Annotated in this window: 26 protein-coding genes and 1 pseudogene; 12 read left to right on the forward strand and 15 right to left on the reverse strand. The window is 66.5% G+C overall.

The annotated features are described in order from the left end of the window. Positions 1–32: 32 nt before the first annotated feature. From AC1DQR_RS15220 to AC1DQR_RS15235, 4 genes are all read left to right on the forward strand, one after another. Positions 33–716: a GntR family transcriptional regulator gene (locus AC1DQR_RS15220; protein WP_477133279.1), complete on the forward strand. Its 684-nt coding sequence runs from the start codon at positions 33–35 to the stop codon at positions 714–716. Between the two features lie 151 nt (positions 717–867). Continuing rightward, positions 868–1,488 (forward strand): flavin reductase family protein, encoded by a 621-nt coding sequence (locus tag AC1DQR_RS15225; protein WP_416052937.1) that lies wholly within the window; start codon positions 868–870, stop codon positions 1,486–1,488. A gap of 188 nt (positions 1,489–1,676) precedes the next feature. After that, on the forward strand, positions 1,677–2,156 hold the full coding sequence (locus AC1DQR_RS15230; protein WP_416052936.1) for a nuclear transport factor 2 family protein: 480 nt from the start codon (positions 1,677–1,679) through the stop codon (positions 2,154–2,156). Positions 2,157–2,342: 186 nt separating this feature from the next. Continuing rightward, the gene (locus AC1DQR_RS15235) at positions 2,343–2,903 is read left to right on the forward strand and encodes a TetR/AcrR family transcriptional regulator (protein ID WP_477133280.1); all 561 of its coding nucleotides are present in this window, start codon (positions 2,343–2,345) and stop codon (positions 2,901–2,903) included. A gap of 33 nt (positions 2,904–2,936) precedes the next feature. On the opposite strand, the gene AC1DQR_RS15240 is transcribed toward AC1DQR_RS15235, so the two are convergent. From AC1DQR_RS15240 to AC1DQR_RS15260, 5 genes are all read right to left on the reverse strand, one after another. After that, complete coding sequence (locus AC1DQR_RS15240) at positions 2,937–3,506, reverse strand: hypothetical protein (RefSeq protein WP_416053284.1); 570 nt, start codon at positions 3,504–3,506, stop codon at positions 2,937–2,939. A gap of 206 nt (positions 3,507–3,712) precedes the next feature. Next, positions 3,713–4,030 (reverse strand): DUF4148 domain-containing protein, encoded by a 318-nt coding sequence (locus AC1DQR_RS15245; RefSeq protein WP_477133281.1) that lies wholly within the window; start codon positions 4,028–4,030, stop codon positions 3,713–3,715. Positions 4,031–4,199: 169 nt separating this feature from the next. Then, entirely contained in the window at positions 4,200–5,645 is a 1,446-nt protein-coding gene (locus tag AC1DQR_RS15250; RefSeq protein ID WP_477133282.1) for an efflux transporter outer membrane subunit, read from the reverse strand. Positions 5,646–5,685: 40 nt separating this feature from the next. After that, positions 5,686–6,927 carry an efflux RND transporter periplasmic adaptor subunit gene (locus tag AC1DQR_RS15255; RefSeq protein WP_416052932.1) on the reverse strand — a complete coding sequence of 414 codons (1,242 nt, stop codon included), beginning with the start codon at positions 6,925–6,927 and terminating at the stop codon, positions 5,686–5,688. Positions 6,928–6,944: 17 nt separating this feature from the next. Next, positions 6,945–10,190 carry an efflux RND transporter permease subunit gene (locus AC1DQR_RS15260; RefSeq protein ID WP_477133283.1) on the reverse strand — a complete coding sequence of 1,082 codons (3,246 nt, stop codon included), beginning with the start codon at positions 10,188–10,190 and terminating at the stop codon, positions 6,945–6,947. Positions 10,191–10,408: 218 nt separating this feature from the next. On the opposite strand from AC1DQR_RS15260, the gene AC1DQR_RS15265 reads away from it, so the two are divergent. Together AC1DQR_RS15265 and AC1DQR_RS15270 are read left to right on the forward strand one after the other, a co-directional pair. Next, positions 10,409–11,083 (forward strand): heavy metal response regulator transcription factor, encoded by a 675-nt coding sequence (locus AC1DQR_RS15265; protein WP_150991420.1) that lies wholly within the window; start codon positions 10,409–10,411, stop codon positions 11,081–11,083. Continuing rightward, positions 11,083–12,507: a heavy metal sensor histidine kinase gene (locus AC1DQR_RS15270; RefSeq protein ID WP_477133284.1), complete on the forward strand. Its 1,425-nt coding sequence runs from the start codon at positions 11,083–11,085 to the stop codon at positions 12,505–12,507. The genes AC1DQR_RS15265 and AC1DQR_RS15270 overlap by 1 nt, the downstream gene beginning before the upstream one ends. A 13-nt stretch (positions 12,508–12,520) precedes the next feature. On the opposite strand, the gene AC1DQR_RS15275 is transcribed toward AC1DQR_RS15270, so the two are convergent. The 8 genes from AC1DQR_RS15275 to AC1DQR_RS15310 form a co-directional block, all read right to left on the reverse strand. Continuing rightward, the gene (locus tag AC1DQR_RS15275) at positions 12,521–13,162 is read right to left on the reverse strand and encodes a LysE family translocator (RefSeq protein WP_416052929.1); all 642 of its coding nucleotides are present in this window, start codon (positions 13,160–13,162) and stop codon (positions 12,521–12,523) included. A gap of 112 nt (positions 13,163–13,274) precedes the next feature. Then, the gene (locus tag AC1DQR_RS15280; RefSeq protein WP_477133285.1) at positions 13,275–14,393 is read right to left on the reverse strand and encodes an NAD(P)H-dependent flavin oxidoreductase; all 1,119 of its coding nucleotides are present in this window, start codon (positions 14,391–14,393) and stop codon (positions 13,275–13,277) included. A gap of 94 nt (positions 14,394–14,487) precedes the next feature. Further along, on the reverse strand, positions 14,488–15,669 hold the full coding sequence (locus tag AC1DQR_RS15285) for a YbfB/YjiJ family MFS transporter (RefSeq protein ID WP_416052927.1): 1,182 nt from the start codon (positions 15,667–15,669) through the stop codon (positions 14,488–14,490). Continuing rightward, entirely contained in the window at positions 15,662–16,546 is an 885-nt protein-coding gene (locus AC1DQR_RS15290) for a LysR substrate-binding domain-containing protein (protein ID WP_416052926.1), read from the reverse strand. Before AC1DQR_RS15290 ends, AC1DQR_RS15285 begins: the two co-directional genes overlap by 8 nt. A 169-nt stretch (positions 16,547–16,715) precedes the next feature. Next, the gene (locus AC1DQR_RS15295) at positions 16,716–17,045 is read right to left on the reverse strand and encodes a CppA family protein (RefSeq protein ID WP_416052925.1); all 330 of its coding nucleotides are present in this window, start codon (positions 17,043–17,045) and stop codon (positions 16,716–16,718) included. 112 nt (positions 17,046–17,157) lie between these two features. Beyond that, on the reverse strand, positions 17,158–17,412 hold the full coding sequence (locus tag AC1DQR_RS15300; protein WP_416052924.1) for a hypothetical protein: 255 nt from the start codon (positions 17,410–17,412) through the stop codon (positions 17,158–17,160). 238 nt (positions 17,413–17,650) lie between these two features. Further along, on the reverse strand, positions 17,651–17,878 hold the full coding sequence (locus tag AC1DQR_RS15305) for a helix-turn-helix domain-containing protein (protein WP_150991403.1): 228 nt from the start codon (positions 17,876–17,878) through the stop codon (positions 17,651–17,653). Positions 17,879–17,940: 62 nt separating this feature from the next. Further along, positions 17,941–18,519 (reverse strand): DUF2975 domain-containing protein, encoded by a 579-nt coding sequence (locus AC1DQR_RS15310; protein WP_416052923.1) that lies wholly within the window; start codon positions 18,517–18,519, stop codon positions 17,941–17,943. Between the two features lie 149 nt (positions 18,520–18,668). Here AC1DQR_RS15310 and AC1DQR_RS15315 point away from each other — a divergent pair, with 149 nt between their 5' ends. Beyond that, positions 18,669–19,223 (forward strand): porin family protein, encoded by a 555-nt coding sequence (locus AC1DQR_RS15315; protein WP_416052922.1) that lies wholly within the window; start codon positions 18,669–18,671, stop codon positions 19,221–19,223. Between the two features lie 91 nt (positions 19,224–19,314). After that, positions 19,315–19,692: a DUF4156 domain-containing protein gene (locus AC1DQR_RS15320; protein ID WP_416052921.1), complete on the forward strand. Its 378-nt coding sequence runs from the start codon at positions 19,315–19,317 to the stop codon at positions 19,690–19,692. A gap of 15 nt (positions 19,693–19,707) precedes the next feature. On the opposite strand, the gene ppk1 is transcribed toward AC1DQR_RS15320, so the two are convergent. Further along, a complete protein-coding gene (gene ppk1 / locus AC1DQR_RS15325; RefSeq protein ID WP_477133286.1) occupies positions 19,708–21,870 on the reverse strand; it encodes a polyphosphate kinase 1 in 2,163 nt (720 codons plus the stop codon). Between the two features lie 288 nt (positions 21,871–22,158). Between ppk1 and AC1DQR_RS15330 the strand changes: the two genes are divergently transcribed. Both AC1DQR_RS15330 and AC1DQR_RS15335 read left to right on the forward strand, forming a co-directional pair. Beyond that, positions 22,159–22,800, forward strand: a complete 642-nt coding sequence (locus AC1DQR_RS15330; RefSeq protein WP_416052919.1) for a DsbA family oxidoreductase — start codon at positions 22,159–22,161, stop codon at positions 22,798–22,800. A gap of 217 nt (positions 22,801–23,017) precedes the next feature. After that, a complete protein-coding gene (locus AC1DQR_RS15335) occupies positions 23,018–23,203 on the forward strand; it encodes a hypothetical protein (RefSeq protein ID WP_477133344.1) in 186 nt (61 codons plus the stop codon). 190 nt (positions 23,204–23,393) lie between these two features. On the opposite strand, the gene AC1DQR_RS15340 is transcribed toward AC1DQR_RS15335, so the two are convergent. Continuing rightward, complete coding sequence (locus AC1DQR_RS15340; RefSeq protein ID WP_416052918.1) at positions 23,394–24,434, reverse strand: AraC family transcriptional regulator; 1,041 nt, start codon at positions 24,432–24,434, stop codon at positions 23,394–23,396. 272 nt (positions 24,435–24,706) lie between these two features. Between AC1DQR_RS15340 and AC1DQR_RS15345 the strand changes: the two are divergent. Together AC1DQR_RS15345 and AC1DQR_RS15350 are read left to right on the forward strand one after the other, a co-directional pair. Beyond that, a pseudogene (locus AC1DQR_RS15345) lies at positions 24,707–24,913 on the forward strand (quinone oxidoreductase); the annotation flags it as partial. Between the two features lie 81 nt (positions 24,914–24,994). Further along, entirely contained in the window at positions 24,995–25,837 is an 843-nt protein-coding gene (locus tag AC1DQR_RS15350; RefSeq protein ID WP_416052917.1) for a TauD/TfdA dioxygenase family protein, read from the forward strand. The last annotated feature ends 10 nt before the right edge of the window (positions 25,838–25,847 follow it).

Below are 25,847 nucleotides of genomic sequence, written 5' to 3' on the forward strand. Positions count from 1 at the left end.
TGCCAAAGGAAGCATCAAATCGAGGTTTACCCGTGCAGTCCCTCCAGGACCGGATCCGGGAGGCGATTGAGGAAGAGATTCACGCCGGCAAGCTGAAGCCCGGATCGCAGCTGGACGAGCGTGCGCTGGCCGAGCAATTCGACAGTTCGCGCACGCCGGTGCGGGAGGCATTGCTGATGCTGGCGGCGCAAGGCCTGGTGACGATCGTGCCGCGCGCGGGGATCTTCGTGCACAAGCCAACCGTGGCCGAACTGGTGGCAATGTTCGAGACGCTGGCTGAGATGGAGGGCGTGGTGGCCCGGCTGGCAACGCAGCGCATCAGCGAGGCGGGCAGGGCGGCGCTGTCGTCGGCGTTCGAGCATGGCCGGGCCTTTGTGGAGGCGGCCGATACGCCGGGCTATGTGGATGCCAACCGCGATTTCCACGACGTGCTCTATCAGGCTACAGCCAACCCTTATCTGGCTGAGCAGATTCGCATGCTGCGGCGGCGGCTGGCGATCTACTGGCGCCATCGCGGACTCATCAACCCCGCTCGCGTGCCGAGTTCCTTCCAGGAGCATGGCGTGATCGTGGCGGCGGTACTGGCGGGCGACGCGGATGCGGCGGCTGCCGCGATGCGCGCGCATCTTTCGGCGGGTGGCAAGGCCGTCGCCGATCTGGTGCTGCTGGCGCAGGACGCTTATGACGAGCCGGCCGCCACTGCGGGAGCGCGCTGAGCCAACCGCGCCGCGCCGAACGCGCTGGCGCGGCAACTGGTAGCATCGCAGATGGCTTGTCTGGCGCCCAGGGGTGTCCGGCAACATCTGGTCAAGGAGGCGGCGGCGCTGCCTCCGCTTCTCAACGCTGTTTTCCCGAGTCTCCCGCTTCGTGTCCGCCGAACCCTATTTCTACGAGCCCGCCAACGGGCATGGCTTGCCCCATGATCCCTTCAACGCCATCGTCGGGCCGCGCCCGATCGGCTGGATTTCGTCGCGCGCTGGCGATGGGATCGTCAATCTCGCGCCCTATAGCTTCTTCAACGCCTTCAACTACACGCCGCCCATCGTGGGGTTTTCCAGCATTGGCTACAAGGACAGCGTGCGCAATATCGAGCAGACCCGCGAGTTCTGCTGGAACCTGGCCACGCGGCCGCTGGCCGACGCCATGAACGCAAGCTGCGCGGCCGTGCCGCCGGAGGTCGACGAGTTCGAGCTGGCAGGGCTCACGCCGGTAGCGTCGCGCCTGGTTGCGGTGCCGCGGGTGGCGCAAAGCCCGGTCTCGTTCGAATGCAAGCTCACCCAGCTGATCCAGCTCGAGGGCGTCGACGGCCATCAGGTGCCAACCTGGCTGGTGCTGGGCGAGGTGGTCGGCGTGCACGTGGACAAGGCGCTGTTGAAGGACGGCATCTATGACACTGCCGCGGCCCGGCCGATCCTGCGTGGCGGCGGGCCGGCCGACTACTTCGAGATCGGGCCCGAGGCGCTGTTCCACATGCGGCGCCCGCGCTGAGCGCTTCCTTGGCGCTGATGGCGGATTCCAGGCCGGCTGATTGCCGGCTTTTTCACGCCTGCAGATTCGCCTTGACAGACAGACCTGTCTACAAAAATAATGTAGACAGGTCTGTATCATTCTGGGTTCACCGAATGTGCTGCAGGCCGCCTTTTTCAATTCACTGCTGTCGCAGCCAGGAGAAGTCGATGTCGTCCAACCCCGAAATCCGCCCGCCCGTGCCCCCGTTCACCCGTGAAACCGCCATCCAGAAAGTACGCGGCGCCGAAGACGGCTGGAACAGCCGCGACCCCGAGCGTGTGGCGCTCGCCTACACCGTCGACAGCGCGTGGCGCAACCGCGCGGAGTTCGTGAACGGGCGCGAGGCCATCGTCGGCTTCCTGGCGCGAAAGTGGCAGAAGGAACTGGATTACCGCCTGATCAAGGAACTGTGGGCTTTCGACGGCAACCGCATCGCGGTACGGTTCGCGTACGAGTGGCATGACGATTCGGGCAACTGGTATCGCTCTTACGGCAACGAGAACTGGGAGTTCAACGAAGCGGGCCTGATGCAGCGGCGCTTTGCGTGCATCAACGATGCGCCGATCAAGGCGTCCGAGCGCAAATTCTTCTGGCCCCTGGGGCGCCGGCCGGCCGACCATGCCAGCCTGAGCGATCTCGGCCTTTAAAGGCCATTTCCAAAAGATGCTGGCGTCGTTGCGCGGCCTTGGCCGATCCACTTGTACTGTCTGCGGCCGCGCGCCTGGCCAGAGCCGCTTCGCTTCAGGTTGAAACAACCCCTTAGTCCGCATAGGCCGATCAGGGATAATCGCCTCACTTTCGTGCCACTTTTCGCAGCAAGGAACACTTCAGCCATGGCCACGCCTTCCGCCCGCGAGCGCATCCTGGATACCGCCGCCCGCCTGTTCTACCAGGACGGGCTGCGCGCGACCGGCATCGACAAGATCATTGCCGAGTCCGGCGTGGCCAAGATGTCCCTGTACCGGCATTTCGCCTCAAAGAACGAGTTGATCGCGGCCTTCCTCGACCGGCGCCACGAGAGCTGGATGCGCTGGTTCGAGCAGGACGTGGAAGCGCGCTTTGCCGCCAGCCCTGGACTGGAGGTCATCGCGCACGCGCTGGCCGACTGGTTTTCCGACGAGGATTTTCGCGGTTGCGCGTTTATCAATGCGGTGGCGGAGGCGGGCGCCTCCGGCGAGGGCACTCAGGTGGCGCAGTCCGTGGCGCACAAGGCGGAACTGGCGGCCTTTATCGGTTCGCTGGCCAGGCGCCTTGGCCTGCCGGAGCCCGATGCCATTGCGCAAGAGGCGATGCTCTGCGTGGAGGGCATGATCGTGCGGTACCAGATGACGGCCGATCCGGGCGTGGTCGACGCAGGACGGCGGTTGCTGCGCCGGTTGCAGCAAGTGCGTTGAAGGGGGGGCGTAAAGCCCATTTCGAGGCGGCAGTTACAGCGGCGCGGGCTGTGTCCGGGGTGCCTGCGCTGGCTGCGTTGACTGTGCTGGCGCGGCGGGCTTCTTGTCGTTCGTGCCGCTGTAGGCGAAGTACTTGGCCTTGGCGCCCTTGGCCCAATACGCCAGGGTGAACTGCTTGCTGTCGCGCGCGTAGAGCATCTCGAGGCTGCCGTTGGCTGCCTCCCATTCGGCGTAGCCGTTCTCGGCACTGGGCTCGGTCTTGCGCTTGGACTCGTAGCGGGCGTCGAGCTTCTTGCTGACGTCATCCAGCGCGGACCGATCGAACGTCAGTGTGACGAGCGCCACCGTGTCGCCTGCGTCGCAGTTCACGATCGCGCGGGTCAGGCCYGGCAGATTGAAACGGTCAAGGTGCTTGAGCTCCACCGTGTCCCCGCCGGCCCACGGCGTGGTGCCTGTCTTGACGCGATTCGGGCCGGGTGTCATCCGCGCGCACTTGGTCTTGCCAAGCTCAAGGCCGAGTGGGGCCGCGTCCTTGCCGGGCGGTTGTGCGTGGGCGGCGATCGACGCCAACAGGAGGGCGGCGAGGAGGGGGCGCTTCTTCATCATGGTTTTGGCGAGATTCGAGATCTCGAAACGAACATGAGGGAGATTTTAAGGCCTGCCGCCGCGAGGATAGGTACTTCCGCGTTTTGCCCCAGTGTGTTGAGCAAGCTTTGACGCCGCCGCCGTTTGTGTTTCGCATGGCACATAGCGCGCTCCGGGAGCGCTATGCGCGGCCGGAACGCTTAGCGTGCAGCGGCGTTGACGCGTCATGCGCCGTAGTAGAAGGCGCTGCGCACGGCATCGATCCGCGGTTGCAGGCTGGCCTGAGCCTGCGGCGGCATGCTTGCCGCGTCCCCCTTGGCTGCCGCGGCAGCCTGCGCGGCTACCTTGGCTTCGGCCGCTTGGATGTCCTGCGGATAGGTCGCGTCGTCGCCGTGGCCCGGCTGGTAGCCGGCTTGCTCCAGCCGGATCAGGTCGGCGCGGACTTCGGCACGGGTGAGTGGCGCCTGCTCGCTTTGGGCGAAGGACAGAGCCGGCGCTGCCAGGGCGCAGGACAGCAAGAGTGTGCGAACGATTGCTTTCATGGTGCGTTACCTCTTTCAGTTGGAAGGGCCCGGTGTGGCTGGGGCCACCGCGCTTTCATCGAGATGATGAAAGGCTGTGACCAGTATTGGTTTTGCACGGTGACCTCGGCCTTACCATCTCATTACAATCCCGTCATGCACCGCTGATGCCGCCAATGCCGCTACGCCGCTATGGCGCCGCGGCAGTCCGTTGCCAGCCGCCGCCCAGTGCCTTGACCAGCATCACACTCGCGATCAACTGGCGTCGATGCACCAGCTCGGCAGCCCGTTCGCTGGCAAGCGCGGTGCTCTCCAGCACGCTGACATCCAGGTAGGCCACCGCGCCCTTGCGGTAGCGGTCCAGCCCCAGCGCCAGAGCGCGCTCGGACGCTTCGGTGGCGGCTTGCTGGCTGGTGGCCTCCTCCTGCAGCGCATGCAGCGCGGCAAAGTTGTCTTCCACCTCCTGGAAGCCGCGCAGCACGCTTGCGCGATAGTCGGCGGCACTGGCATCGAACTGGGCGCGCGCGCTGTCGGCCACCGCCTGGCGGCGGCCACCGTCGAACAGCGTGGCGGCCAGTGCGGGGCCGATCGCCCAGAAGCGGCTCGGCGCGGTCAGCCAGCTGGCCAGGCTGGTGCTCTCCAGGCCGCCACCGACGGCGAGCAGCAGGCTCGGGAAAAACGCGGCGCGGGCTACGCCGATCTGCGCATTGGCGGCTGCCACGCGGCGTTCGGCGGCGGCAATGTCGGGGCGGCGCTCCAGGAGCTGCGAGGGCAAGGCGGCCGGCATGGCCGGCAGGGTGGGCAGCACGGCAGTATCGGCCAGTGGCGGCAGCGAGAAGCGCGCTACGGGCTCGCCCAGGAGCGTGGCGATGGCATGCTCCAGCTGCGTGCGGTTCAGGCGCAGATCGGCTAGCTGCGCCCTGGTGCTTTCGAGCAGCGCCTTGGCTTGCGCCACGTCGCCTTCGGTGGCGATGCCGCCACGGTAGCGGTTGTCGGCCAGTTGCAGGACCGTGCCGTAGGCGTCGACGGTGCGCCTGAGCAGATCGATCTCCCTGTCGGCCGAACGCAGGCCGAAGTAGTCGGCGGCCAGTTCGGCCTGCAGGCCGAGGCGCACCGCCGCCACGTCGTCCGCACTGGCCTGGGCGCGCGCCTCGGCGGCATCCACGCCATTGCCGATGCGTCCCCACAGGTCGGGTTCCCAGGAGGCGGTGAGCCCCAGCAGGTGGTCGGGCTCGGTCTTGCCGGCCAGCGAGCGGCCAACCACATTGGCCGAGGTATGGCTGCTGCTGGTGCTCAGCCCGGCGTTGATGGTGGGAAAGTAAGCCGCATGCGCGGCCCGGGCCTGGGCACGGGCGTCTTCCAGCAGGGCCACGGCCTTGCGCAGCGTCTGGCTGGAAACGTCGATGCGGGCTTCTAACGCGTTGAGCGGCGCGTCGGCATACACGCGCCACCAGTCTGGCGCGATGCCCGCCGGGCCGCCCGGATGCGCCGCACTGGCGCCGGCTTCCTTGTACGCGGCGGGCGTGTCGACAGTGGGTGGCTGATAGGCCGGCGCGGTGGCGCAGCCTGTGAGCAGCGCTGCCAGCGCCAAGGCGGCGAGCGACGCCGCCAGCCGGCGTGGCCGGGCTGCAGGCACGCGGGTTTGATGAGAACGCTTGGGAGTCTGCATGGCGGGCCTACTTAGCTTGGCTGGCCGTGGTTGCCGGCCGGGTGGCCGGTGTGGCCGGTGTATCGGGCGTATCGGGCGCATCCGCCGCCACCCGGACCCGATCGCCCGCCAGCAGGCCGTCGCCGGGGTTGACCACCACCTGTTCGCCGCCCTGCAAGCCCTCCGTGATCTCCACATGCGAGCCAAAGTCCCGGCCCAGCGTCACCAGCCGGATCGCCAGCATGCCGTTCGCGCCCACCACAGCCACGCAGGTGCCTTGCGGGCGGAACATCAACGTGTTGGCCGGCAGGGTCAGGCCGGCCCTTGCTTGCGGCGCGCTCAGGTGGACCTCCGCATAGGCGCCCGGCAGGATCCGTCCACCCGCGTTGTCCACGTCCAGCTCCACGCGCAGGCTGCGCGTGACGTTGTCGATGGCGCCGGCATTGCGCGCCACGGTAGCGGCAAAGCGCTGGCCGGGGAACTGCGGCAGTGTGAGCCATGCCTGCATCTGCGGGCCAACCATGCCGCTTGCATCCTGCGGCACCTGCACATACACACGCAGCCGCGTGCCGGCGGAGAGATGGAACAACTCCCGGCCGGGTCCGCCGGCGCTGCCGGCATCGATCAGCGCGCCGGTGTCCACGTTGCGCGCGGTCACCACGCCGTCGAAGGGCGCGCGGATCTGCGTGTACGAGGCGAGTTGCGCCAGCCGTGCCGTGTTGGAGCGGGCGGAGGCCAGCGTGGCGGCCTTGGCCTGCATGTCGGCCACCTTCTGGTCGGTGTCCTGCTGCGCCACCGAGCGGGATTTGAGCAGGTCTTGCCAGCGCTCGGCGGTGCTTTTGGCCAGCGCGTAGTTGGCCGCGGCGATGGCTTCGTCGGCGTGTGCTTGCCGCAGCTGGTCGCTGACCTCGGGCGCGTCGATCTCTGCCAGCAACTGGCCTTGCTTGACCGGGGTGCCGATGTCGGCGTACCAACGGCGCAGGTAGCCGTTGACGCGCGCATAGACCGGTGCGTCCTGGAAGGCGCGCACGTCGCCTGGCAAGGTCAGCGCCTGCAGCGCTGGCGCGCTGGCAGGCCGCACCGTCGAGACGGTGGTGGCCTGGGCTTCGGCGGTGCGCGCGGCCAGCGTGGCATGGGCATGCAGCCTGGGCAGGATGCCGGCGGCCAGCGCGCCGCCAAGCACTGCTAATACCAGCAACCTGGCTCGCAGGCGGCGCGTGCGCGCGGGTGCCTTGCCCGGGGCGGCGGCGACGTCGCCGGATGAGGACATGGGGGGAGCAGGGAGAGTCATGCCGGGCCTTTCTGGTCGAGACCGAGAGCGGGACGGAAATCAGGGACTGGGCTGGGGGCCGGCGCACGCGCGGCAAGCCACCGGTGCAGCAGCGCGAACAGGGTGGGCACCAGCACCAGCGTGGCGACGGTGCCGCAGGCTAGCCCGCCGATCACGGCGCGGCCGAGCGGGGCGTTCTGCGCGCCGGCATCGCCCGCGCCAAGCGCCATCGGGATCATGCCGATCAGCATGGCCAGCGCGGTCATCACCACCGGACGGAAGCGCCCGATGCCGGCCTGCAGCGCCGCCTCGAGGGGCGCCACGCCCGCCGCGCGCAGTTCGCGCGCCAGGCTGACCACCAGGATGCTGTTGGCGGTGGCGATGCCGATGCACATGATGGCGCCGGTCAGTGCCGGCACGCTGATGGTGGTGCGCGTGACAAACAGCATCCACGCCATGCCCGCCAGCGCGCCCGGCAGGCCGCCGATGATGGCCAGCGGGTCAAGCCAGGACTGGAAGTTCACCACCATCAGCAGATACACCAGCACCACCGCAATCGCCAGGCCGCCAAGCAGCCCGGCGAAAGAGGCATGCATGGTCTGCACCTGTCCACGCACCACCAGCTCGGAGCCGGGCGGCAGCGTCTTGCGCGCGGCATCGACGATGCGGCCGATGTCGCCCGCCACCGCGCCAAGATCGCGCCCGCGCACCGAGCCGAAGATGTCGATCACCGGCTGCACGTTGTAGTGCGACACCACGCCTTGCTGGCTGGAGCGCTCCACGTTGCCGAGCGAGCCGAGCAGGTCGCCGCCGCTGCCGGAGCCTGGCGTGGCGGCGCCAAGTCCCATCGGTATGTTGGACAGCGACTGCAGCGAGCCCATGGCGGACTGCGGCACCGACACCATTAGCGGATAGCTCACGCCGTTGCGCGGATTGAGCCAGAAGTTGGGTGAGGTCTGGCTGCTGCCGGAGAGTGAGATCAGCAGGTTCTGCGCCACCTCGCGCTGCGACAGCCCGGCCTGCAGCGCGCGGGTGCGGTCCACATTTACCGTCAGCGCGGGCTGGTCGTCCGGTTGCTGGATATGCACGTCGGCCAGCCCCGGCACCGCGCGCAACTGGCCAACCAGTTTCTGCGCCACCGCGCGATTGGCTGCCAGCTGATTGCCCACCACCTGGATATCGATCGGCGCCGGCAGCCCGAAATTCAGGATCTGGCTGACGATGTCGGCCGGCAGGAAGGAGAAGCTCATGCCCGGGAACGCCTTGGGCAGCAGGGCGCCCAGCTGGTCGACATAGCCCGCCGTGGCACCATGGCCCGGCTTCAGCGACACCAGGATCTCCGCGTCGGCCGTGCCGATCGGCAGCGCGGAGTCATAGGTCAGGTTGATGCCGCTGACAGGCAGGCCGATGTTGTCGATGATGCCGGCCACCTGGTCCGGGCCGATGGCCGCGCGGATGCGGTTCTCCACCGCATCGGCGATGCGCGCCGTTTCCTCGATGCGGGTACCCGTGCGTGCGCGCATGTGCAGGCGGATCTCGCCGCTGTCCACGCTGGGGAAGAAGTCCTGTCCCAGGAAGGGCACCAGCGCCATCGAGGCGGCGCAGCAGGCCAGGAAGGCCGCGGCCAGCCGCCTAGGGTGGCGCAGTGCTGCAGCGAGCGTCGCGGCGTAGCGCGTGCGGACGCCTTCGAACCCATGTTCAAAGCGCGCCTGCAACCGTGCGCAGGCGCGACGCAGGCGGCCGGTTCTGCGCGTCTGCGCCGCGTCGTTGTGTTCGTCGTTGCGTTCGCCACGCAGCAGGTAATGCGCCAGCGTGGGTATCAGCGTGCGCGAGAAGAAGTAGGACGCCGCCATGGCGAACACCACGGCCTCGGCCATCGGCACGAACAGGTAGCGCGCCACGCCGGTGAGCAGGAACATTGGCAGGAACACGATGCAGATCGACAGCGTGGACACCAGCGTGGGCACGGCAATCTGCGCCGAGCCTTCCAGGATCGCATGCTCCAGCGGCTTGCCCAGCTCGCGGTGGTGGGTGATGTTCTCGATGGCCACGGTGGCGTCATCCACCAGCACGCCCACCGCCAGCGCCAGCCCGCCCAGCGTCATGATGTTGAGCGTCTCGCCGAGCGCGCTGAGCGCCATCAGCGCGGCCAGCACCGAGAGCGGGATCGAGATCGCGATGATCAGCGTGGCGCGCCAGCTGCCCAGGAACAGCAAGATCATCGCTGCGGTCAGGCAGGCGGCGATCAGCGCTTCGTGCAGCACGCCGTGGATGGCGGAGGTAACAAAGACCGACTGGTCCGACACCGGCTGCACCCGCAGCGAAGACGGCAGCCCGGCCATGATGCGCGGCAGCATGGCCTTGACCTGGGCGATGATGGACAGCGTGGAGGTGTTGCCGCTCTTCTCGATCTCCAGCAGCGCGGCGCGCTTGCCGTCGCGGCGCACCACGTTGGTCTGCGGCGCGTAGCCGTCGCGCACCTGGGCCACGTCGCGCACATAGACCGTGCCGCCTGGGCCGCTCTTGACCGGCAGGTTGTTGAGGCCGGCCACGGTGGCAGTGCTGCCGTTCAGGTCGACCCGGTATTCGAGCGCGCCGATCTTGGCGGTGCCACCGGGCAGCACCAGGTTTTGCGCATTGATGGCGTTGACCACGTCCAGTGGCGCCAGGCCGCGTGCCTGCAGCGCGCGCGTATCGAGATCCACCATCACCTGGCGCACCTTGCCGCCGTAAGGCAGCGGCACCGACGCGCCCTGCACGGTAGCCAGCTGCGTGCGGATGAAGTTATTGCCCAGGTCGTAAAGCTGCTGCTCCGGCAGTTGGTCGCTGGCCAGCGCCAGCCGCAGGATCGGCACGGTGGAGGCGCTGTAGCTCAGGATCAGCGGCGGCGTGGTGCCCGGCGGCATGTTGCGCAGCATCGATTGCGCGCCCGACGAGGTCTCGGCAATCGCGCGGTTGATGTCGGCGCCGGGGTGGAAGAAGATCTTGATCACCGCCACGCCGGCGAGCGACTGCGACTCGATATGCTCGATATCGTCCACGCTGTTGGTCAGCGAGCGTTCGTAGCCGGTGACAATGCGCCGCGCCATGTCCTCGGCGGACAGGCCGTTGTAGGACCACACCACGCTGACCACCGGGATGTCGATGGCCGGAAAGATATCGGTGGGCGTGCGCAGCAGCACCAGCGGGGCGGCCAGCAGCAAGCACAACGCCAGCACCACAAAGGTGTAGGGGCGGCTCAGCGCGAGCCTGACAATCCACATGGTGTGCACTCCGGTATGCGTGGGTGGGGGCCGCGACGGCCGCATTGTTGCCGTGTCCGCGGCGAGCGATGGCCGCATTCTAGGAAGCCAGGGGAGCCGGTAATGCTGTCGAATCGATTACAGATTTGTCATTCAGGAGCACCGCGCCAACGGCTATCATCCGAGCATGCAAGGCGCCCGAAGCGCGCCCTGCCGTTACTGGCCAGGCGAGGACGGACATGAGAATTCTGGTGGTGGAGGACGAGCCCAAGACGGGCGAGTACCTGCGCAAGGGGCTGACCGAATCGTCCTTCGTGGTCGACCTGGCGGTGACCGGCGCCGATGGCCTGCACCAGGCGCTGGAGGTGGTGTACGACCTGGTTATCCTTGATGTGATGCTGCCCGGCATGAACGGCTGGGACGTGCTCAAGCAACTGCGCGAGCACAAGGACACGCCGGTGCTGTTCCTGACCGCGCGCGATGAAGTGGAGGACCGCGTGCGCGGGCTGGAGCTGGGCGGCGACGACTATCTGGCCAAGCCCTTCGCCTTTGTCGAGCTGCTGGCGCGGGTGCGCACCTTGCTGCGGCGCGGCCCGGTGCGCGAGGCCGACCGCATCGAGATCGAAGACCTGGAGATCGACCTGATCCGTCACCGCGTGACGCGTGCCGGCCGGCGCATCGAGCTGACGCCGCGCGAGTTCTCCCTGCTGCATTTCCTGGCGCGCCGTCACACCGAGGTGCTGAGCCGCACCCAGATCGCCTCCCATGTCTGGGACATGAATTTCGATAGCGATACCAATGTGGTGGATGTGGCGGTGCGCCGCCTGCGCGCCAAGATGGACGACGATTTCCAGCCCAAGCTGATCCACACCGTGCGTGGCATGGGCTATGTGCTGGAGCGCCGGGAACCCTGATGCGCAGGCTCTCGCTCACTGCCCGCCTGGCGCTAGCCTTTGGCCTGGTGGCCGCGATCGTGTTCGGCGGTGCGGGCGCCTACCTCTACCGCGCGCTGGCCATGCAGGTGATAGAGCGCGACGACGCTGAGTTGCTGCGCAAGGTGGCGCGCGCGCGGGCCGAGCTGATGGAGCAGGGCGCCCGGCCCGACAGCGACTGGCGAGAGGTGGCCGGCGTGGTGTCCGGCAACGACGAGTTTGCGCTGGTGGTGCGCGCCGCTGGCGGCGCCGTGCTGCTCGCGGCCAATGCCGGCGAAGGGCCGCCCGCCTTGCAGCCGGTGGCGCCGGATGCGCAGCTCGGGCCCGAAGCGATCCGTGCCTGGACCACGCGGCAGGGCTACCCGGTGCACGGCGTGCAGGCGCTGGTCCCTGTCGGTCCAGGCACTGCTGGCACTGGCGCCGTCACGCAGACGCTGGCCTTCACGCTCTACCAGACCGCCATCTCCCGCACCACGTTGCTGCGCGCATACCGCGCGAAACTGCTGTTGACGGGGCTGCTGGGCACGCTGGCCGTGGCCGGGCTTGGCTACCTGGTGCTGCGCGCCGGCATGGCGCCGCTGCGGCGCATCGCCGCCGGGGCGTCGTCGGTCACGGTGCGCCGGCTCGAGCTGCCGATCGACCCGGCGCGGCTGCCGCCCGAACTGGCGGAACTGGCTGCGGCCCTGCAACAGATGATGGACCGGTTGCGGGATGGGTTCGAACGCCTGTCCCAGTTTTCCGCGGACCTGGCGCACGACTTCCGCACGCCCATCGGCAACCTGCTCGGGCAGAGCCAGGTCGCGCTGTCTAGCGAGCGCAGCGCCGACGAATACCAGGCGCTGCTGGCGTCCAATATCGAGGAGTATGAACGCCTGGCCCGCATGATCGAGAACATGCTGTTCCTTGCGCGGGCCGAGAACGCCCGCGTGGCGGTCAACCTGGTGCGCCTGGACCTGGCGCGCGAACTGGGCGCGCTGTCCGACTATTTCGAGGGGCTGGCGGAGGCGCGCGGCGTGGCGATCGCGGTGGATGGCGGGGGCGCCGTGCTGGCCGATCCGCTGCTGCTGCGGCGCGCGGTCAGCAACCTGGTGGCCAATGCCATCCGCTACACCCCCGCCGGGCAGACGGTGGTGATGGCGGCGCGCGCGGGCCCCACAGGCAGCCGTATCGAAGTGCGCAACCCCGGGGCCGGCATCGCGCCGGAACACCTGCCCAAGCTGTTCGACCGCTTCTTTCGCGGCGATCCCGCCCGTGCCAATTCGGGCGAGTCGGCGGGCATCGGCCTGGCCATCGTGAAGTCCATCATGGACTTGCACCATGGGCACGTTGAGGTGGAGTCCGAAGTGGGGGGAACCACGGTCTTCAGGCTGCTGTTTCCGCCGAGCATGGCGGATTCCGCGTATTAGGGTGCCGCCGCTGCTACTGGCGCAGCGACGTGAGCAGCCGGATGCCGAGCAGTGCCATCACCCCGCCGGCCGCGCGATCCAGCCACAGCTTGAAGCGCAGGTAGAAGGCACGCGGCCTGGCGGAGGAGAGCGCGATCGCCACGATCGCGTACCAGCCCGTCTCGATGGCAAAGACCATCAGCGGCAGCGCCAGCAGCAGTGAAGCCGGCACCTGGGCGGGCAACAGCGCGGCAAACACGCTGGCGTAGACCACCGCCGTCTTGGGGTTGCTCAGCTGCGTGGCGAAGCCGCTCAGCAAGACACGGCCGCGCCCCGTGGCGGGCGCTCCACCGCCTTCTGCCGCGCCGGCTGCCATCGCCAGGGGCGCGCTGGCGCCGCGCCAGATGCGCACGCCCAGATACACCAGGTAGATGCCGCCGCCCACTTTCATCGCCATGTACAGCCAGGGCACGGCCGTCAGCAACAGCTTGAGCCCGAGCAGCGCGGCCGCCGCAAACACCACGCCGCCCAGCCCCATGCCCAGCGCCATGTAGAGCGCATCGGCGCGGGAGCGGGCAATGGCCGCGCGGGCCACCATGACAAAGCTCGGGCCGGGGCTGACCGCGCCGAGCGCCAGCGCGCCGCCAATGGCCAATGTGGAGGTGAGTGCGTCCATGGGTTTGTCTCGTGAGGAAGGAGGGGATCCGCTGCGGGCCAGCATGACGCCGTTGCGCGTGGCGAAATGGTAGCAGCAAGACGCACGCGCCGCCGGCTTCGGCAGGCCCCGCTCAGTTAGGCCCGAATCCCGCCCGGCTCAGTGCCGCAATCGTCTGCGCCAGCTCCTCGCGCAGTGTCGCTACGAGTTGCGCTGCCGGCAGGGCGCGCGCCAGCGGCGCGGCTTGCCCGGCCCATTGCGCGGCGTAGTCCGCGTTGCCGCGCGCCTTGGCCGCCGCATGCAGGGCCTTGCCGGCGTCGTAGGTGATGGGGTAATCGGGGATCGCCGGGTGGCCCGCCGCCTCGCCCAGCGCCGTCAGCCGGTTGACGAAGCCGCGTGCGGCCCGGCCGGAAATGGAGCGGGTCAGCGTGGTGCTGGCAGCCCGGTCCGCCAGCAGGGCGGCGCGGTAGGGGGCGTCGGCCACGGTTTCCGGGCAGGCCACGAAGGCGGTGCCGAGCTGCGCGGCCTGCGCGCCCAGCGCCAGGGCCGCCGCAATGCCGGCGCCGTCCATGATGCCGCCGGTGGCGATCACGGGCAGGGCGGTATGGCGGACCAGCAGCCGTACCAGCGCCAGGGTGCCGAGGCCTTCGTCATGCCCTTCGGGCTTGAACGTGCCGCGGTGGCCGCCGGCTTCCACGCCTTGGGCAACGATGGCATCGACGCCGGCAGCGGCGATCTGCCGCGCTTCGTCCAGGCTGGTGGCCGTGGCCATCAGGAAGATGCCGGCGGCGTGCAGCGCGTCGATCCAGGCCTGCGCCGGCAAGCCGAAATGGAAGCTCACTACCGCGGGCCGCTCCTCCAGCAGCATCGCGAACATGGCGTCGTCGGTGACAAAGCTGGTGTAGATCTCGCGCAGGCTGGCGGGCGGCGTGGCGCCGAATTCGGCGAAGCTCGGCGCCAGGTAGGCCAGCCACTGCGCCTCGCGCGCGGAGTTGGCGACGGCGGGAGTGTGGCAGAACAGGTTGATGTTAAAGGGCTTGTCCGTCAGCGCACGAGTTTCGCGGATGGTCTTGCGGGCGCCCTCGGCGTCCATGGCGCCGACGCCGAGCGAGCCCAGGCCGCCGGCATTCGACACTGCCGCGGCAAGCGCCGGTGTGCTGACGCCTGCCATTGGTGCCTGGATGACCGGGGTGGCAAGGCCGAGCCGGGAGAGCAGCGTGCGTGGTTGCGTGGCGTGGATGGGGTCGGTCATGACGGGCTCCTCGTTTCTTCGGTAATGGGTGGATTTTGTGGGGGTGGATTCTGTGGGGTGGGTTCCGTGCCGCGCGCCGGGCATGCGCTGGCCTTCACAGGAAGCAGAAGACGGCAGATGCCAGCAGCGCGGCAGCGGCGGCGGCAAGCGGCCCGCTGAAGCTATGGCTGTGCGCCATCAGCGCATCGGATACCAGCGGGCCGGCGATCTGGCCGACGCCATAGGCGGCGGTCATGATGGCAAGCAGGTTGAATGTCACGCGGTGGGCCACGCGTTTCGCGGCGGGCATGGCGATGGTCACGGTGCCAACGAAGGTGCCGCCCACCAGCAGCGCGCTAGCCAGGTAGGCCACGGCCGAGTGGCTGAGCGCGGGAAGGATCACGCCCACTGCCTGCACCAGCAGGTTGAGCGCGAGCGCACGCCGCGTGCCAAGGCGCCCGTGCAGCGCATGCCAGAGAAAACACGAAGGTGCCGCGCCAAGCCCGAACGCGGCCCAGATATGGATCGGGTCGATGTGGCCGAGCGCGTCGCGCACAAAGAGCGGCAGGTAGGTTGCCGTGACGATGTAGCCGAACCCCGCCAGCCCGTAGCTGGCCACCAGCGGCCACGGACCAGGGCCGTTGGCATTGGCCTCGTCCGTGGCACTGGCACTGGTAGCGGCATGCGGCTGGGGTGCCGGCACGCGGCCCGCAAGATACGGCCATGCCAGCAAGCTCAGCACGGCGGCGCCACCGCCGATGGCCAGCCACAGCAAAGGACTGTGCCAACCGGCCAGGTTGCCGGCGGCAATGAGCTCGGCGGACAGCAGGATGCCGGCACCGACGCCCGAGAACAACAGCGGCGCGCCATGCGGATGCCCTACCACCTGGAACAGCCACACGGACGCGCAGATCAGCGCGATGGCGCTGAGCACGCCCGCCAGGAAGCGCACGCCGATAAAGAACCAGGGCGCGGCCGGCACGGCCAGTGCCAGCAAGCACAGGGCGGTGCCGAAGAGCGCGATGCGGCAAAAGCGCGGCGCAACGCGCTGCGGCATGCGGCTGACCGCGAGGGCGCCCACGAGATAGCCCGCATAGTTGGCGGACGCGGCCAGCGAGCCGGCACTGACGCTCAGCAGGCCGTCGCGCACCATCAGCGGATACATGCCGGTGAACGCAAAGCGCCCGAAGCCCATGCCCACCGCCAGCACCAGCGCGGCGGCCAGTGAGGGCATCCAGGGCGCCATGGTCTTGCCGAAGGATTGCGGCGGGGCTGTGACGGTCCGGATCCTAGTCATGCTGCAGCTCCTGGAGAAACGCCGCGTATGCCGACGTGGCAAAACCCGAACGGCGCACCAGCAAGGTGTGCGCGACTCGCACAGGCACGGTTTGCAGGCTTGCGGCATCGGGGTGCAGCGCCAGCAGCGACCTCGGCAGGATGGCCACGGCCGAGCCCGCCGTCACGCAGGCGAGGATCGCGTGGTAAGACGCCAGTTCCAGCACGTTCAGCGCCAGCCGTGGGCCTTCGCCGCTGGCGAGCCAGTCCTCGGCACACAGGCGGTACGTGCAGCCGCGCGAGAACGTGGCCAGGCTGCGCAGCTTGATGTCCTGCGGCGTACGCACTGGCGGATGGCTGTGCGGCAGCACCAGCAGCAGTTCTTCGGAGAACAGGAACGTGCCTTCCAGGCCGGGGCCGAGTACGTCCATGTCTAGCGTGTCCGGCGCGCCCTCGGAGGGATGGGCCACCACGGCGCAGTCGATGCGATGTGCCAGCAGTGCGTCGATCAAGGCTTGCGTGGTGCCGGTCTGGATCTCGATCCGCACGGCCGGCCATTTGCCGTGATAGCGCGCCAGCGGGCGGGGCAGCCGGCTGGCGGCCGAGCTTTCCATGCTGCCCACGCGCAGCGTGCCCGAGGGGGCATCGCTGCGCATGGATTGGCGGGCCTCTTCGGCCAGCGCCAGCAGCCGCTCGGTGTAGCCCAGGAAGCGCTGCCCTTGCGGCGTCAGGGTCATGCGCTTGCTGTCGCGCAGGAACAGGGCGACGCCGAGCTCCTCTTCGAGCTGCTTGACGCGCGTGGTGACATTCGACTGCACGCGGTCCAGGGTCTTGGCCGCCCGCGTGACGCTTTCTTCAAGCGCAACGGCTCGGAAAATCTCAAGTTCGGCCAGATCCACGGCAATCCTTTGGTTGAAATAGGTTCTTAAAAAGAGAACAAATTTCAATTAACTATCATCTATAGGGAATGATAAGTCAAGAAAGCCATGACGACAGCGGGGTGAGGCGAAGCGGAAAGCATATTCCGGCGAACAATGCCGCGGCCCGCCGTGTACCCAAGGCGCGGGACTAATGTGGATCCTGGCATTGCGAGGGTTGGGGTTGCGCGGGTTGCTGCTGCGAATGCCGCTGCGCCGGTGCTGGCCGCGCCAGGAGCGCACGGATCGAGGCAAGGTAGCGATCCCCAACCTCCCGGCTGGCCCGGTTCGATTGGGCGCGCAGGGTGCGGCGGGTCGGTGGCGTGATGTTCAGGCTGCGGCAGATCGTTGACAGGTAGGGCTTGCGGTCTCCCGCCAGCCGCTGTGCCGCGGCTTGCACCGCCGCATCGCCTACGCGTTCGCGCAACCAGGCCAGGACCTGCCTGTCGTATTCGTTCTGTACCCGGACCAGGTGTTCCATGATCGGCTCCCGCAGATACTGTTCATCCATACAGTTACTGTAAATATATACAGTAATCTGGTTTTTTCAAGGATGAATGCCGAGGACCAGGTACGGGCCACCGTCCAGGGGGCTACAGGACCATGCAGGCGGCAGCGCTGGCGCCGGCGCGTTGCGCCAGGCAGGCGGGCCCGGCGGGCGGCATCTCCAGGTGGCGTCGCTGGCTCGCAGGCAGGTTCTCTTCCGGGGGCTTGCAGGCTGCGCGCGCGTCATGCCGCGGCGGGTCGTTGTCGCGCAGGGCCGGATGGTGTTTTTCCACCCAGCGCGCCGCTCTCCAGAGCGCGAAGATGCAGGCAACCGCATAACTGCAGTAGATGAGGATCAGCATAAGCACCTTGCTTCGCGCCCGTTTGGGGGCGAGTAGTTCAAGAAAGTGCGAGTATGCGCAAGATCACTCACGACGCGGTATCACTCGATTGGGGGGAGCCCGGTGGCTGCGCGGGCCGTAAGGCCAGGCGGGTGGCCGATCTGGCGCCGATCTGCCGGAAATGCGGCAGCGGGGGTGAGACAATTGTTTGCAGTTCACCCGGCCAGCGCGGGCCGCGCTGGCGGGATAGGCGAGGCGCTCAGGCCTGATCTTCGCCAGGCGTATCGGCGCGGTACTCCAGCAGGTCGCCTGGCTGGCATTTCAGCGCCTCGCAGATTTTCTCCAGCGTATCGAAACGGATGCCCTTGACCTTGCCGGATTTCAGCAAGGAGAGATTGGGCTCGGTGATGCCGATGTACTGGGCGAGCTCGCGCGATTTCATCTTGCGCTCAGCAAGCAGGACGTCAAGCCGGACGAGGATAGTCATAGGGTCAGGGTGCCTCAAACGCAAACGCAAACGCAAACTCAAACTCAAACTCAAACTCAAACTCAAACAAAGCTCTCATTCTCCAGCGCGACGCGCGCGGCCTCGACCATCGCCCAGGCGATGGCCAGCAGCAAGCCGCCCAGCAAGCCCAGCATCACGTCGCCGAAGGTAATGATCACCACCATGTAGGGGCCGTTGGCAGCCGTGCTGGCCAGGGTCATGGCCAGCAGTGTCTTGGTGAGCGGAACCACCACGCTGAACGCCGTCACCACCAGCGCCACGCGGCGCAGGCGCACGGCCGTCTCCAGGGTAAGGACCGCGCCGCCCGCCAGGGCCGCGAATAGCCTGTGCGCTTGCATCAGGCCACTGACCAGCAAAGCCGTGGCCACGCTCGTGATGGCCAGCCCGAGCAGCCGGTACGGCATCGACACCAGCAACTGCCCGCCTGGCGCAGGCCCGGCCAGGAACGCACGCAGGTTCCGGTCCAGTTCCGCATCGGAAAGCAAGAACCAGAAGGCGATCAGGCCCGCCGTCGTCACGACGGCGCACCACAGTGTCAGCCACTGCATGCGGCGCGCGATGACGCTAACGCGCGTTAGCGCGCCATCAGCGGGCAAGAGAAAGGAAAGGGGGGGCGGCATGCCGGTCTCCTAAGGGATTGCGCATGGCAAAAAATTACTGTAAAACAGCAATGTGTTATCGTTTTACGGTAATTTATATTCGTCGGAGATTAAATTATATGCGCTCTATAGCCTTCCCTGGCCGCCTCTTTCCCATCGCGCCTGCTGCCATGTTGGTGCTTTTGTCGGTTGTGCCTGCGCATGCCGCAGCCGAGGAACTTGCCGCCAACTATTGGTACGTCGGCGGCGACCTCAATATTGCCCGCGACAAAGTCAGTACGAGCACGCCCGGCTGGGCGGGCGGATCGTCCAACAACGTTGGACTTGGCTTGCGGGGCGGCTATCAGTTTTCGCCCTATGTGTCGGTCGAAGGCTCGCTAGCCAGCCTTGGCCGTGTCGTGGCCAAGAATGGCAGCGCCAACGACAAATTCGACGTGAACGCCTTGTCCGTCAACGTAGTGGGCCACCTGCCCCTGACCGAGCGTTTTTCGCTGCTGGGCATCGCCGGTGTCAACTATATGCATGGCCGGCGCTCGGGCGATCTCGAATCGAGCAACAAGTCGCAGGGGCTCATCAGCCTGGGGGTGGGCGCGTCCTATGCGGTCACGCAGAACTGGCGCTTGCGGATGCAGTACATGAATTACGGCAAGCTCAGCTGGAAGGGCAACGATGCTTCGGTCAAGAGCCAGGCCGTATCACTCGGCGTGGACTACCTGTTCCGCTGAGGCAGGCGCATGGGCCCGTGGCGCTACCAATACTTCAATACTTCAATACTTCAATACTTCAATACTTCAATACTTCAATACTTCAATGGCTATGACCATCAGGACAATCGCAGGCGTTGCATGGATCGCGGCAAGCTGCGCGCTGGCCGGCTGTGCGCCAACGCAGCTTTCCAGCCCGGCCGCATCGGCGGTCAGGATCACCCACAATGAGCCTGCCGCGGGATGCACCTATCTTGGCGACGTGACCGGCAGCCAGGGCGATTTTGTGCGGGGCGCCATCACGGCCAATGCGGATCTGGAAACCGGTGCACGCAATGACATCAAGAACAAAGCGGCGGCAATGGGCGGCAACCTGGTGTACCTGCTCACCCAGCGCGCAGGCCAGACCGGCGGCAAGGATCGCCTGGAGCAAACCAACGTGACGCTGTCGGGCAACGTGTATCGCTGCGCGTCCCCAGGCGCGCGCTAGGGCGCCGAACAGGGATCAGGCCAGCTTCTGCTTGAGGATGTCCTGCGCGGATACCGGCTGGCGGCCCCGCTTGCGCCGGTAGTTGCCGTCCGCGTCCATTTCCCAGGTGTCGCGGTTGTCCTTCAGGTAGACCTTCAGCCCCTCATCGATCACGCGATCCTTGAGGGCTTTGTCCAGCACGGGGAAGCACACCTCGATGCGCCGGAAGAAGTCGCGGTCCATCCAGTCGGCGCTCGATAGCCGCACGTCTTCGGCCTTGTCGTTGTAGAAGTAGAAGATCCGCGCATGCTCCAGGAACTGGCCAAGCACGGAGCGCACCCGGATATTCTCGGACAGGCCCGGAATGCCAGGGCGCAATGCGCAGGCCCCGCGCACGATCAGCTCGATCCGCGCGCCATCGCAGGATGCCTGGTACAGCGCCTGGATAAGCTTGGGCTCCAGCAAGGCGTTCATCTTGGCGATGATCAATCCCTTGCGGCCAGCCTTGGCGTGCTTGCCTTCGCGGCGGATGGCTTCGAGCAGCGCCGCGTGCATGGTGAACGGCGATTGCCAGAAGTGCGCCAGCGTGCCGGGGTGGCCAAGTCCGGTCAACTGTGAGAACACGTTGGCCACATCGTCGACGAGCGCTTCCTTGCAGGTAAACAGGCCAAAGTCAGTAAAGCTCCTGGCCGTCTGCGAGTGATAGTTGCCGGTGCCGATATGGGCGTAGCGCCTGAGCTTTTTCCCTTCGCGCCGCACCACCATGGCCATCTTGGCGTGGGCCTTGTAGCCAACCACGCCGTACACCACGTGCGCGCCCGCTTCTTCAAGCTGGGCTGCCCAGTTGATATTGGCCTGCTCATCGAAGCGGGCGAGCAACTCCACCACCACGCTGACTTCCTTGCCTCTGCGCGCAGCGCCGATCAGCGCCTCCAGCAGGGCCGAGTCGTTGCCGGCGCGGTACACCGTCTGCTTGATGGCCATCACCTCCGGATCTTCCGCGGCCTGGCGGATGAAATCCACCACGGGCGAAAATGACTGGTACGGATGGTGCAGCAGGATATCGCCGTCGCGGATGGCGCGGAACATGTCGGGCTGGTCCTGCAGCGCCTTGGGCAAGCCGGGGCGGCACGGCGGGTATTTCAGGTCATCGCGGTCCACGCTGTCAGGAACCGGCAGCAAGCGCACCAGGTTGACCGGGCCATTCACCGAAAACACCTCGGCATCTTCCAGGCCGAACTGGTTTTGCAGGAAGCGGGTCATCTCCTCTGAGCAGTTGTCCGCAACCTCGAGCCGCACCGCGTCGCCAAAATGCCGCTGCGGCAGCTCGCCCTGCAGCGCATCGCGCAGGTTCTTGATTTCTTCCTCGTCGACGAACAGTTCGCTGTTGCGGGTGACGCGGAACTGATAGCACCCGCGCACGCGCATGCCAGGAAACAGCTCGCAGACGTGGGCATGCAGGATGGAAGACAGGAACACGAAGCCGTGTTCGCAGCCGGAAATCTCCTTGGGGAGCAGGATCACGCGGGGCAGGGCCCGGGGCGCCTGCACGATGGCCGCGTTCGCCTCCCGGCCAAAGGCATCCTTGCCTTCGAGCTCCACGGCGAAGTTCAGGCTCTTGTTGAGCACGCGCGGAAACGGGTGCGCCGGGTCCAGGCCGATGGGGGTGAGCACCGGCATCAGTTCGCGGAAGAAATAGCTGCGGATCCACTCGCCCTGTTCCTGCGTCCAGTGCGGACGGCGCAGGAAGCGGATTCCCTCGCGGTCCAGTTCCGGAACCAGCACTTCGTTGAACAGGCGGTACTGTTCCGCGACCAGCTTGTGGGTGCGGGCGCTGACAAGCGCGTAGATCTGCCGCACGTCCAGTCCATCCGGGCCGGTGGTCGCCGGCGCCTGCAGCTTGATCTTCTCCTTCAGGCCGGCAACGCGGATCTCGAAGAACTCGTCCAGGTTGCTGCTGAAGATGCAGAGGAAGCGCAATCGCTCCAGCAACGGAATGTCGTGGTTCTCGGCCTGGGCGAGTACGCGCCGGTGGAACTCCAGCTGGCTGGCCTCACGGTTCAGGAAGAGCTGCCGTGCGTTGGCGCCGAGGTTGGTGCTGGCACTGGCGAGGAAGTCCGACGGAGCGCCGTGAACGTCACTCGGTACCAAGGGGAGGGAAGGGGCGATCTCAAGTGGAGCTGCCGAGCCTTCTTCCATGATTCGCTTCAATCCTTCTCTGGGAATGGATCATCGTGCACCGATGACCTGTTGGAAAGATATTACCGCGCGCCGCGCTGCTTGAGGAGTGGGCGCGGTGCACGTTTCCCGATCTGCGCCAGGGCCGTGTGGTTGGCGGGCGACGGACAGATGCCGGCGAGGGGGCGTCCGGTCGTGGCCGCCTTGCGGGAAAACCCTGAAGGTGTGAGGCACTGCCCCCGGCCCTGCAGCCAATGGGAATTGCAGCTACCCTGTCGCGCAGTGATGGACTGACACCGAGAAAACACAATGCAAAAGACGCTGAAAATCGATTTTGTCTCCGACGTCGCGTGCCCGTGGTGCGCCGTTGGCCTGAGTTCGCTGCAACAGGCGCTGGCGCGGCTTGGCGATGCCGTTTCGGCAGACATCACGCTTCGCCCATTCGAGCTCAATCCGGACATGGGGCCGGGGGGCGAATCGATCCAGGATTACATGGCACGCAAGTATGGCCGCACCGAGGAGGAAATCGTGCAGAGCCAGGCCATGATCCGCCAGCGTGGCGCTGACGTCGGATTTGAGTTTGGCTCTCGTACCCGCGTATACAACACGTTCGACGCGCATCGGCTATTGCATTGGGCAAACCTGGAGGGGCGCCAGCTGCCGCTGAAGATGGCGCTGTTCCGTGCGTATTTCACGGAGTCCAAGGATTCCAGCAATCACGAGGTCCTCGTCGAGGCCGCGGCCGCAGCCGGCCTGGACGCCGACAAGGCACGCAAGGTGCTATCGGGCGACGCGTATGCGGCGCAAGTCCGTGAGATGGAGAAGCACTATCAGGACATGGGCATCCGTTCCGTGCCTTCGATCATCTTCAACGACCAGTACCTGGTGAGCGGCGGGCAGCCGGTGGAGGCGTTCGAGAATGCCATTCGGGAGGTGCTGGCAAAAGGCTGAAGGGGCGCATGACTATCCTGGCGCCTGCGCTAAGCCCGCAGCCATGGACGCCCCGCGCGCGGGGTCTCGGCGCGTCGCGCAGGCTGAGCAGACCGAGGCTGGCTCGCTGGAAAGCGTTGCCTTTCTGCATACGTACTATCACCTAATGCTGCGCCGCGTCATTTCCTTTGCTATGATTAGGGAAAACCCGATGAGGGTAATCCCTAGAGAGAAAGCCATGAACATGCAAAGCGACATCAAGATGACCGACCAAATGGAACGCGATCTGATCGAGCGCGAACTTGGTCCCCGCAGCCCCAGCCTGGTGGCAGACGTGAAGAGCGCCATTTCCGCCGCCCAGCATATGCTGAGCCGCCTGCAGAACCAGGCACGCAAGGCAAAGATCGTCTACGCGAACGGCTGATCGTTCAGGTAGCGGCATCGCAATGCGGGAAACGTCTCCCGCGCAGCAAGACCGGCCTATTCGCCGCTCCGCCGGAGCGCAGCGTGGGCCGGTTTTTTTATGGGTGTCTCGCGGGCGGAACCGCGGCATATTCGCCACGGGACGTTGCGCCCGCGCATTGCATTTGCGGCGCATCCGATAGCTCCGGTGCTCATCCCCCCGTTGGGCGATTGACGTCTTCCTGCGAGACGATTCCCCTTCCCTCCATCACCCAGCGCGTCGGCGGTTTCCCAAACTGCACCCCAAACCACCGCGTGAACGCGCTCACCTCTGAGAATCCAAGCAGGTCCGCCGTACGCGATATGGACTGCTGCTGGCTTTGCAGATAGCGCTCGGCCAGTTCGCGCCGCACCTGATTGACCAGGCCCGAGAATGTTTCCCCGCGCTGCTCCAATTGCCGCTGCAGAGTCCTCGGGCTGACACCCAGGTTCTGCGCAACCTGTTCCACCGCACTGCGGCCGCGCGGCAGCAGCAGGTGAATTGCCCGCCGTACGTCAGCCGTTGGGGAGTGCTCCTTCGAGGGCGATTGAAGGTCAAGTAATTCCCTGGCGTATCTGGCCAGGCTGGCATCGGCCAGGGGGTTCACGCGATCCAGATCCTGGCTCGACAGGACCAGGCCATCGAATTCGCAGCCAAATTCGACCTGCTGGCCGAACAGGCGACGATGCACCCGCAGGTCTGCAGGGGCCGCATGCGAAAAGTGCACGCAGCGGGGTTTCCATTGGGCGCCAAGTATGGCGCGGATCAGGCAAAGCACCGCGCCGACGGTCAGCTCCATAGCCTGCCGGCCGGGTTGCTGCCTGCCGGTCAGCAACGTCACTCGCAAGACCGCGATATTCGCATGCTCGGTGAACTGCGTCGCGACAGAGTCGCTGAGCAGGTGGCGATAACGCTCGACCTCTGCCAGTGCATCCCGCAGTGTGGGCTGATGCTGCAGCGTCAGGCTGACCGGGCCGAAGTCGGAAAGCCGCCACGATTCGCCCATGAGCAGCCCGAGCGAATGGCAGGCAGTGATCCGCGCGGATGTCTCTAGAACCTCCGCAAGCCGGAATTCGGGGATGCGCAGGTCGGGCGTGTGCAGGCATTCCCGGTCCAGGCCGACATGGGAAACCATCTGCACCGGGTCGATGCCCGCGGCGCGAGCGATCCCGGAGTACTTCGTGAGGGAGGCGCTGCGAACCAGGACGGTCATAGGGGGCTCTTTCCGAAGAGGGATAGTCAGGTTGATCGAAGGCCTGCGCAATCTACCGATGAAGCCGGTCGCCTGGCTGCCAGTGTCGCTCATGCATTGCATACGCCGCTGGCGCCGCGTCTGCGTGCAGTGAATCAAGCCGGGAATCGACTGTCATGGATGGTCAACTTCTGGCGTGGCCTGTCAAAGCTCCTGCGCATGCGAGAGCCGACAATTAACCCAGGCTACCGAATGATAGTGGCGGCAGCAATAGACGACAACAGGAGACGGAATTGGCAAAAGCCGATCGCATGTACGTGGTGGGAGGGCCAGAGGTCCTCCGATACGAGGACGCCGAGGTTGGCGAGCCGGGTCCCGGCGAGGCGCGAATCCGGCACGTCGCGGTGGCTCTGAACTACGTCGACACGTATTTCCCCAATGGCACTGACCCTGTGCCGCAGCCCAACGGCATCGGGATCCATCAGCGCCATGCGCTGCAGGATGCGGTCCAGGCGCATCGGGACCTGGAGCCGCGCAAGACCACCGGCTCGTCAATCTTTGTAGTGTAAAGGGAGCTTTCCATGCACGTAGAACCTCTTACCTGCACCATTGGTGCCGAAATCGGCGGCGTCAACCTGGCCGATGCAGCGCGAAACAACGCGTTGCTTGCCGAGATCAAGGCGCTGCTGCTCAAGCACAAGGTGCTGTTTCTGCGGGACCAGGATATCAGCCGGGCCGATCACGTGGCCTTCGCACGCCGTTTTGGCGAACTGGAGGACCACCCGGTCGCTGGCAGCGACCCGGATCATCCCGGCCTGGTACAGATCTATCGCAGCGACAAGCGCGAGAATTACGAGAACAGCTACCACACCGACGGCAGCTGGCGCGAAACCCCGCCGATGGGTTGCGTCCTGCGTTGCATTGAATGCCCGCCGGTCGGCGGCGACACCATCTGGGTGAACATGGCCGCGGCCTACGAGAACCTGCCCGAAGAAATCAAGGAGCGCATCGCCGGCCTGCGCGCCAAGCATGGCATCGAACATTCATTCGGGGCGGCGATGAGCCCGGAAAATCGCGCCAAGCTTGCCGCGCAGTACCCCATGGTCGAACATCCCGTGGTGCGCACGCATCCGGAGACCGGCGAGAAGGTGCTCTACGTCTGCGGCTTCTCTACGCATTTCGCAAACTTCCATACGCCAGAGAACGTGCGCTACGGACAGGACAAGACTCCGGGCGCGAGCCATCTGCTGAACTACTTGATCAGCCAGGCGGCGATCCCCGAATACCAGGTGCGATTCCGCTGGCAGCCTAGTAGCGTGGCCATTTGGGACAACCGCTGCACCCAGCACTACGCGGTACAGGACTACTGGCCGGCCCCACGCAAGATGGAGCGCGCAGCCATCATCGGAGACAAGCCGTTCTGAGGCGCGCCAG

It is taken from the genome of Cupriavidus sp. 05L411, assembly GCF_056398045.1.

Bases quoted from the DNA above. Each gene is read 5' to 3' on its own strand.
- AC1DQR_RS15230 (WP_416052936.1), top strand. From the start codon at position 1,677: ATGTCGTCCAACCCCGAAATCCGCCCGCCCGTGCCCCCGTTCACCCGT.
- AC1DQR_RS15235 (WP_477133280.1), top strand. From the start codon at position 2,343: ATGGCCACGCCTTCCGCCCGCGAGCGCATCCTGGATACCGCCGCCCGC.
- AC1DQR_RS15245 (WP_477133281.1), bottom strand. From the start codon at position 4,030: ATGAAAGCAATCGTTCGCACACTCTTGCTGTCCTGCGCCCTGGCAGCG.
- AC1DQR_RS15255 (WP_416052932.1), bottom strand. From the start codon at position 6,927: ATGTCCTCATCCGGCGACGTCGCCGCCGCCCCGGGCAAGGCACCCGCG.
- AC1DQR_RS15260 (WP_477133283.1), bottom strand. From the start codon at position 10,190: ATGTGGATTGTCAGGCTCGCGCTGAGCCGCCCCTACACCTTTGTGGTG.
- AC1DQR_RS15265 (WP_150991420.1), top strand. From the start codon at position 10,409: ATGAGAATTCTGGTGGTGGAGGACGAGCCCAAGACGGGCGAGTACCTG.
- AC1DQR_RS15270 (WP_477133284.1), top strand. From the start codon at position 11,083: ATGCGCAGGCTCTCGCTCACTGCCCGCCTGGCGCTAGCCTTTGGCCTG.
- AC1DQR_RS15275 (WP_416052929.1), bottom strand. From the start codon at position 13,162: ATGGACGCACTCACCTCCACATTGGCCATTGGCGGCGCGCTGGCGCTC.
- AC1DQR_RS15280 (WP_477133285.1), bottom strand. From the start codon at position 14,393: ATGACCGACCCCATCCACGCCACGCAACCACGCACGCTGCTCTCCCGG.
- AC1DQR_RS15285 (WP_416052927.1), bottom strand. From the start codon at position 15,669: ATGACTAGGATCCGGACCGTCACAGCCCCGCCGCAATCCTTCGGCAAG.
- AC1DQR_RS15295 (WP_416052925.1), bottom strand. From the start codon at position 17,045: ATGGAACACCTGGTCCGGGTACAGAACGAATACGACAGGCAGGTCCTG.
- AC1DQR_RS15300 (WP_416052924.1), bottom strand. From the start codon at position 17,412: ATGCTGATCCTCATCTACTGCAGTTATGCGGTTGCCTGCATCTTCGCG.
- AC1DQR_RS15305 (WP_150991403.1), bottom strand. From the start codon at position 17,878: ATGACTATCCTCGTCCGGCTTGACGTCCTGCTTGCTGAGCGCAAGATG.
- AC1DQR_RS15310 (WP_416052923.1), bottom strand. From the start codon at position 18,519: ATGCCGCCCCCCCTTTCCTTTCTCTTGCCCGCTGATGGCGCGCTAACG.
- AC1DQR_RS15315 (WP_416052922.1), top strand. From the start codon at position 18,669: ATGTTGGTGCTTTTGTCGGTTGTGCCTGCGCATGCCGCAGCCGAGGAA.
- AC1DQR_RS15320 (WP_416052921.1), top strand. From the start codon at position 19,315: ATGACCATCAGGACAATCGCAGGCGTTGCATGGATCGCGGCAAGCTGC.
- ppk1 (WP_477133286.1), bottom strand. From the start codon at position 21,870: ATGGAAGAAGGCTCGGCAGCTCCACTTGAGATCGCCCCTTCCCTCCCC.
- AC1DQR_RS15330 (WP_416052919.1), top strand. From the start codon at position 22,159: ATGCAAAAGACGCTGAAAATCGATTTTGTCTCCGACGTCGCGTGCCCG.
- AC1DQR_RS15335 (WP_477133344.1), top strand. From the start codon at position 23,018: ATGAACATGCAAAGCGACATCAAGATGACCGACCAAATGGAACGCGAT.
- AC1DQR_RS15340 (WP_416052918.1), bottom strand. From the start codon at position 24,434: ATGACCGTCCTGGTTCGCAGCGCCTCCCTCACGAAGTACTCCGGGATC.
- AC1DQR_RS15350 (WP_416052917.1), top strand. From the start codon at position 24,995: ATGCACGTAGAACCTCTTACCTGCACCATTGGTGCCGAAATCGGCGGC.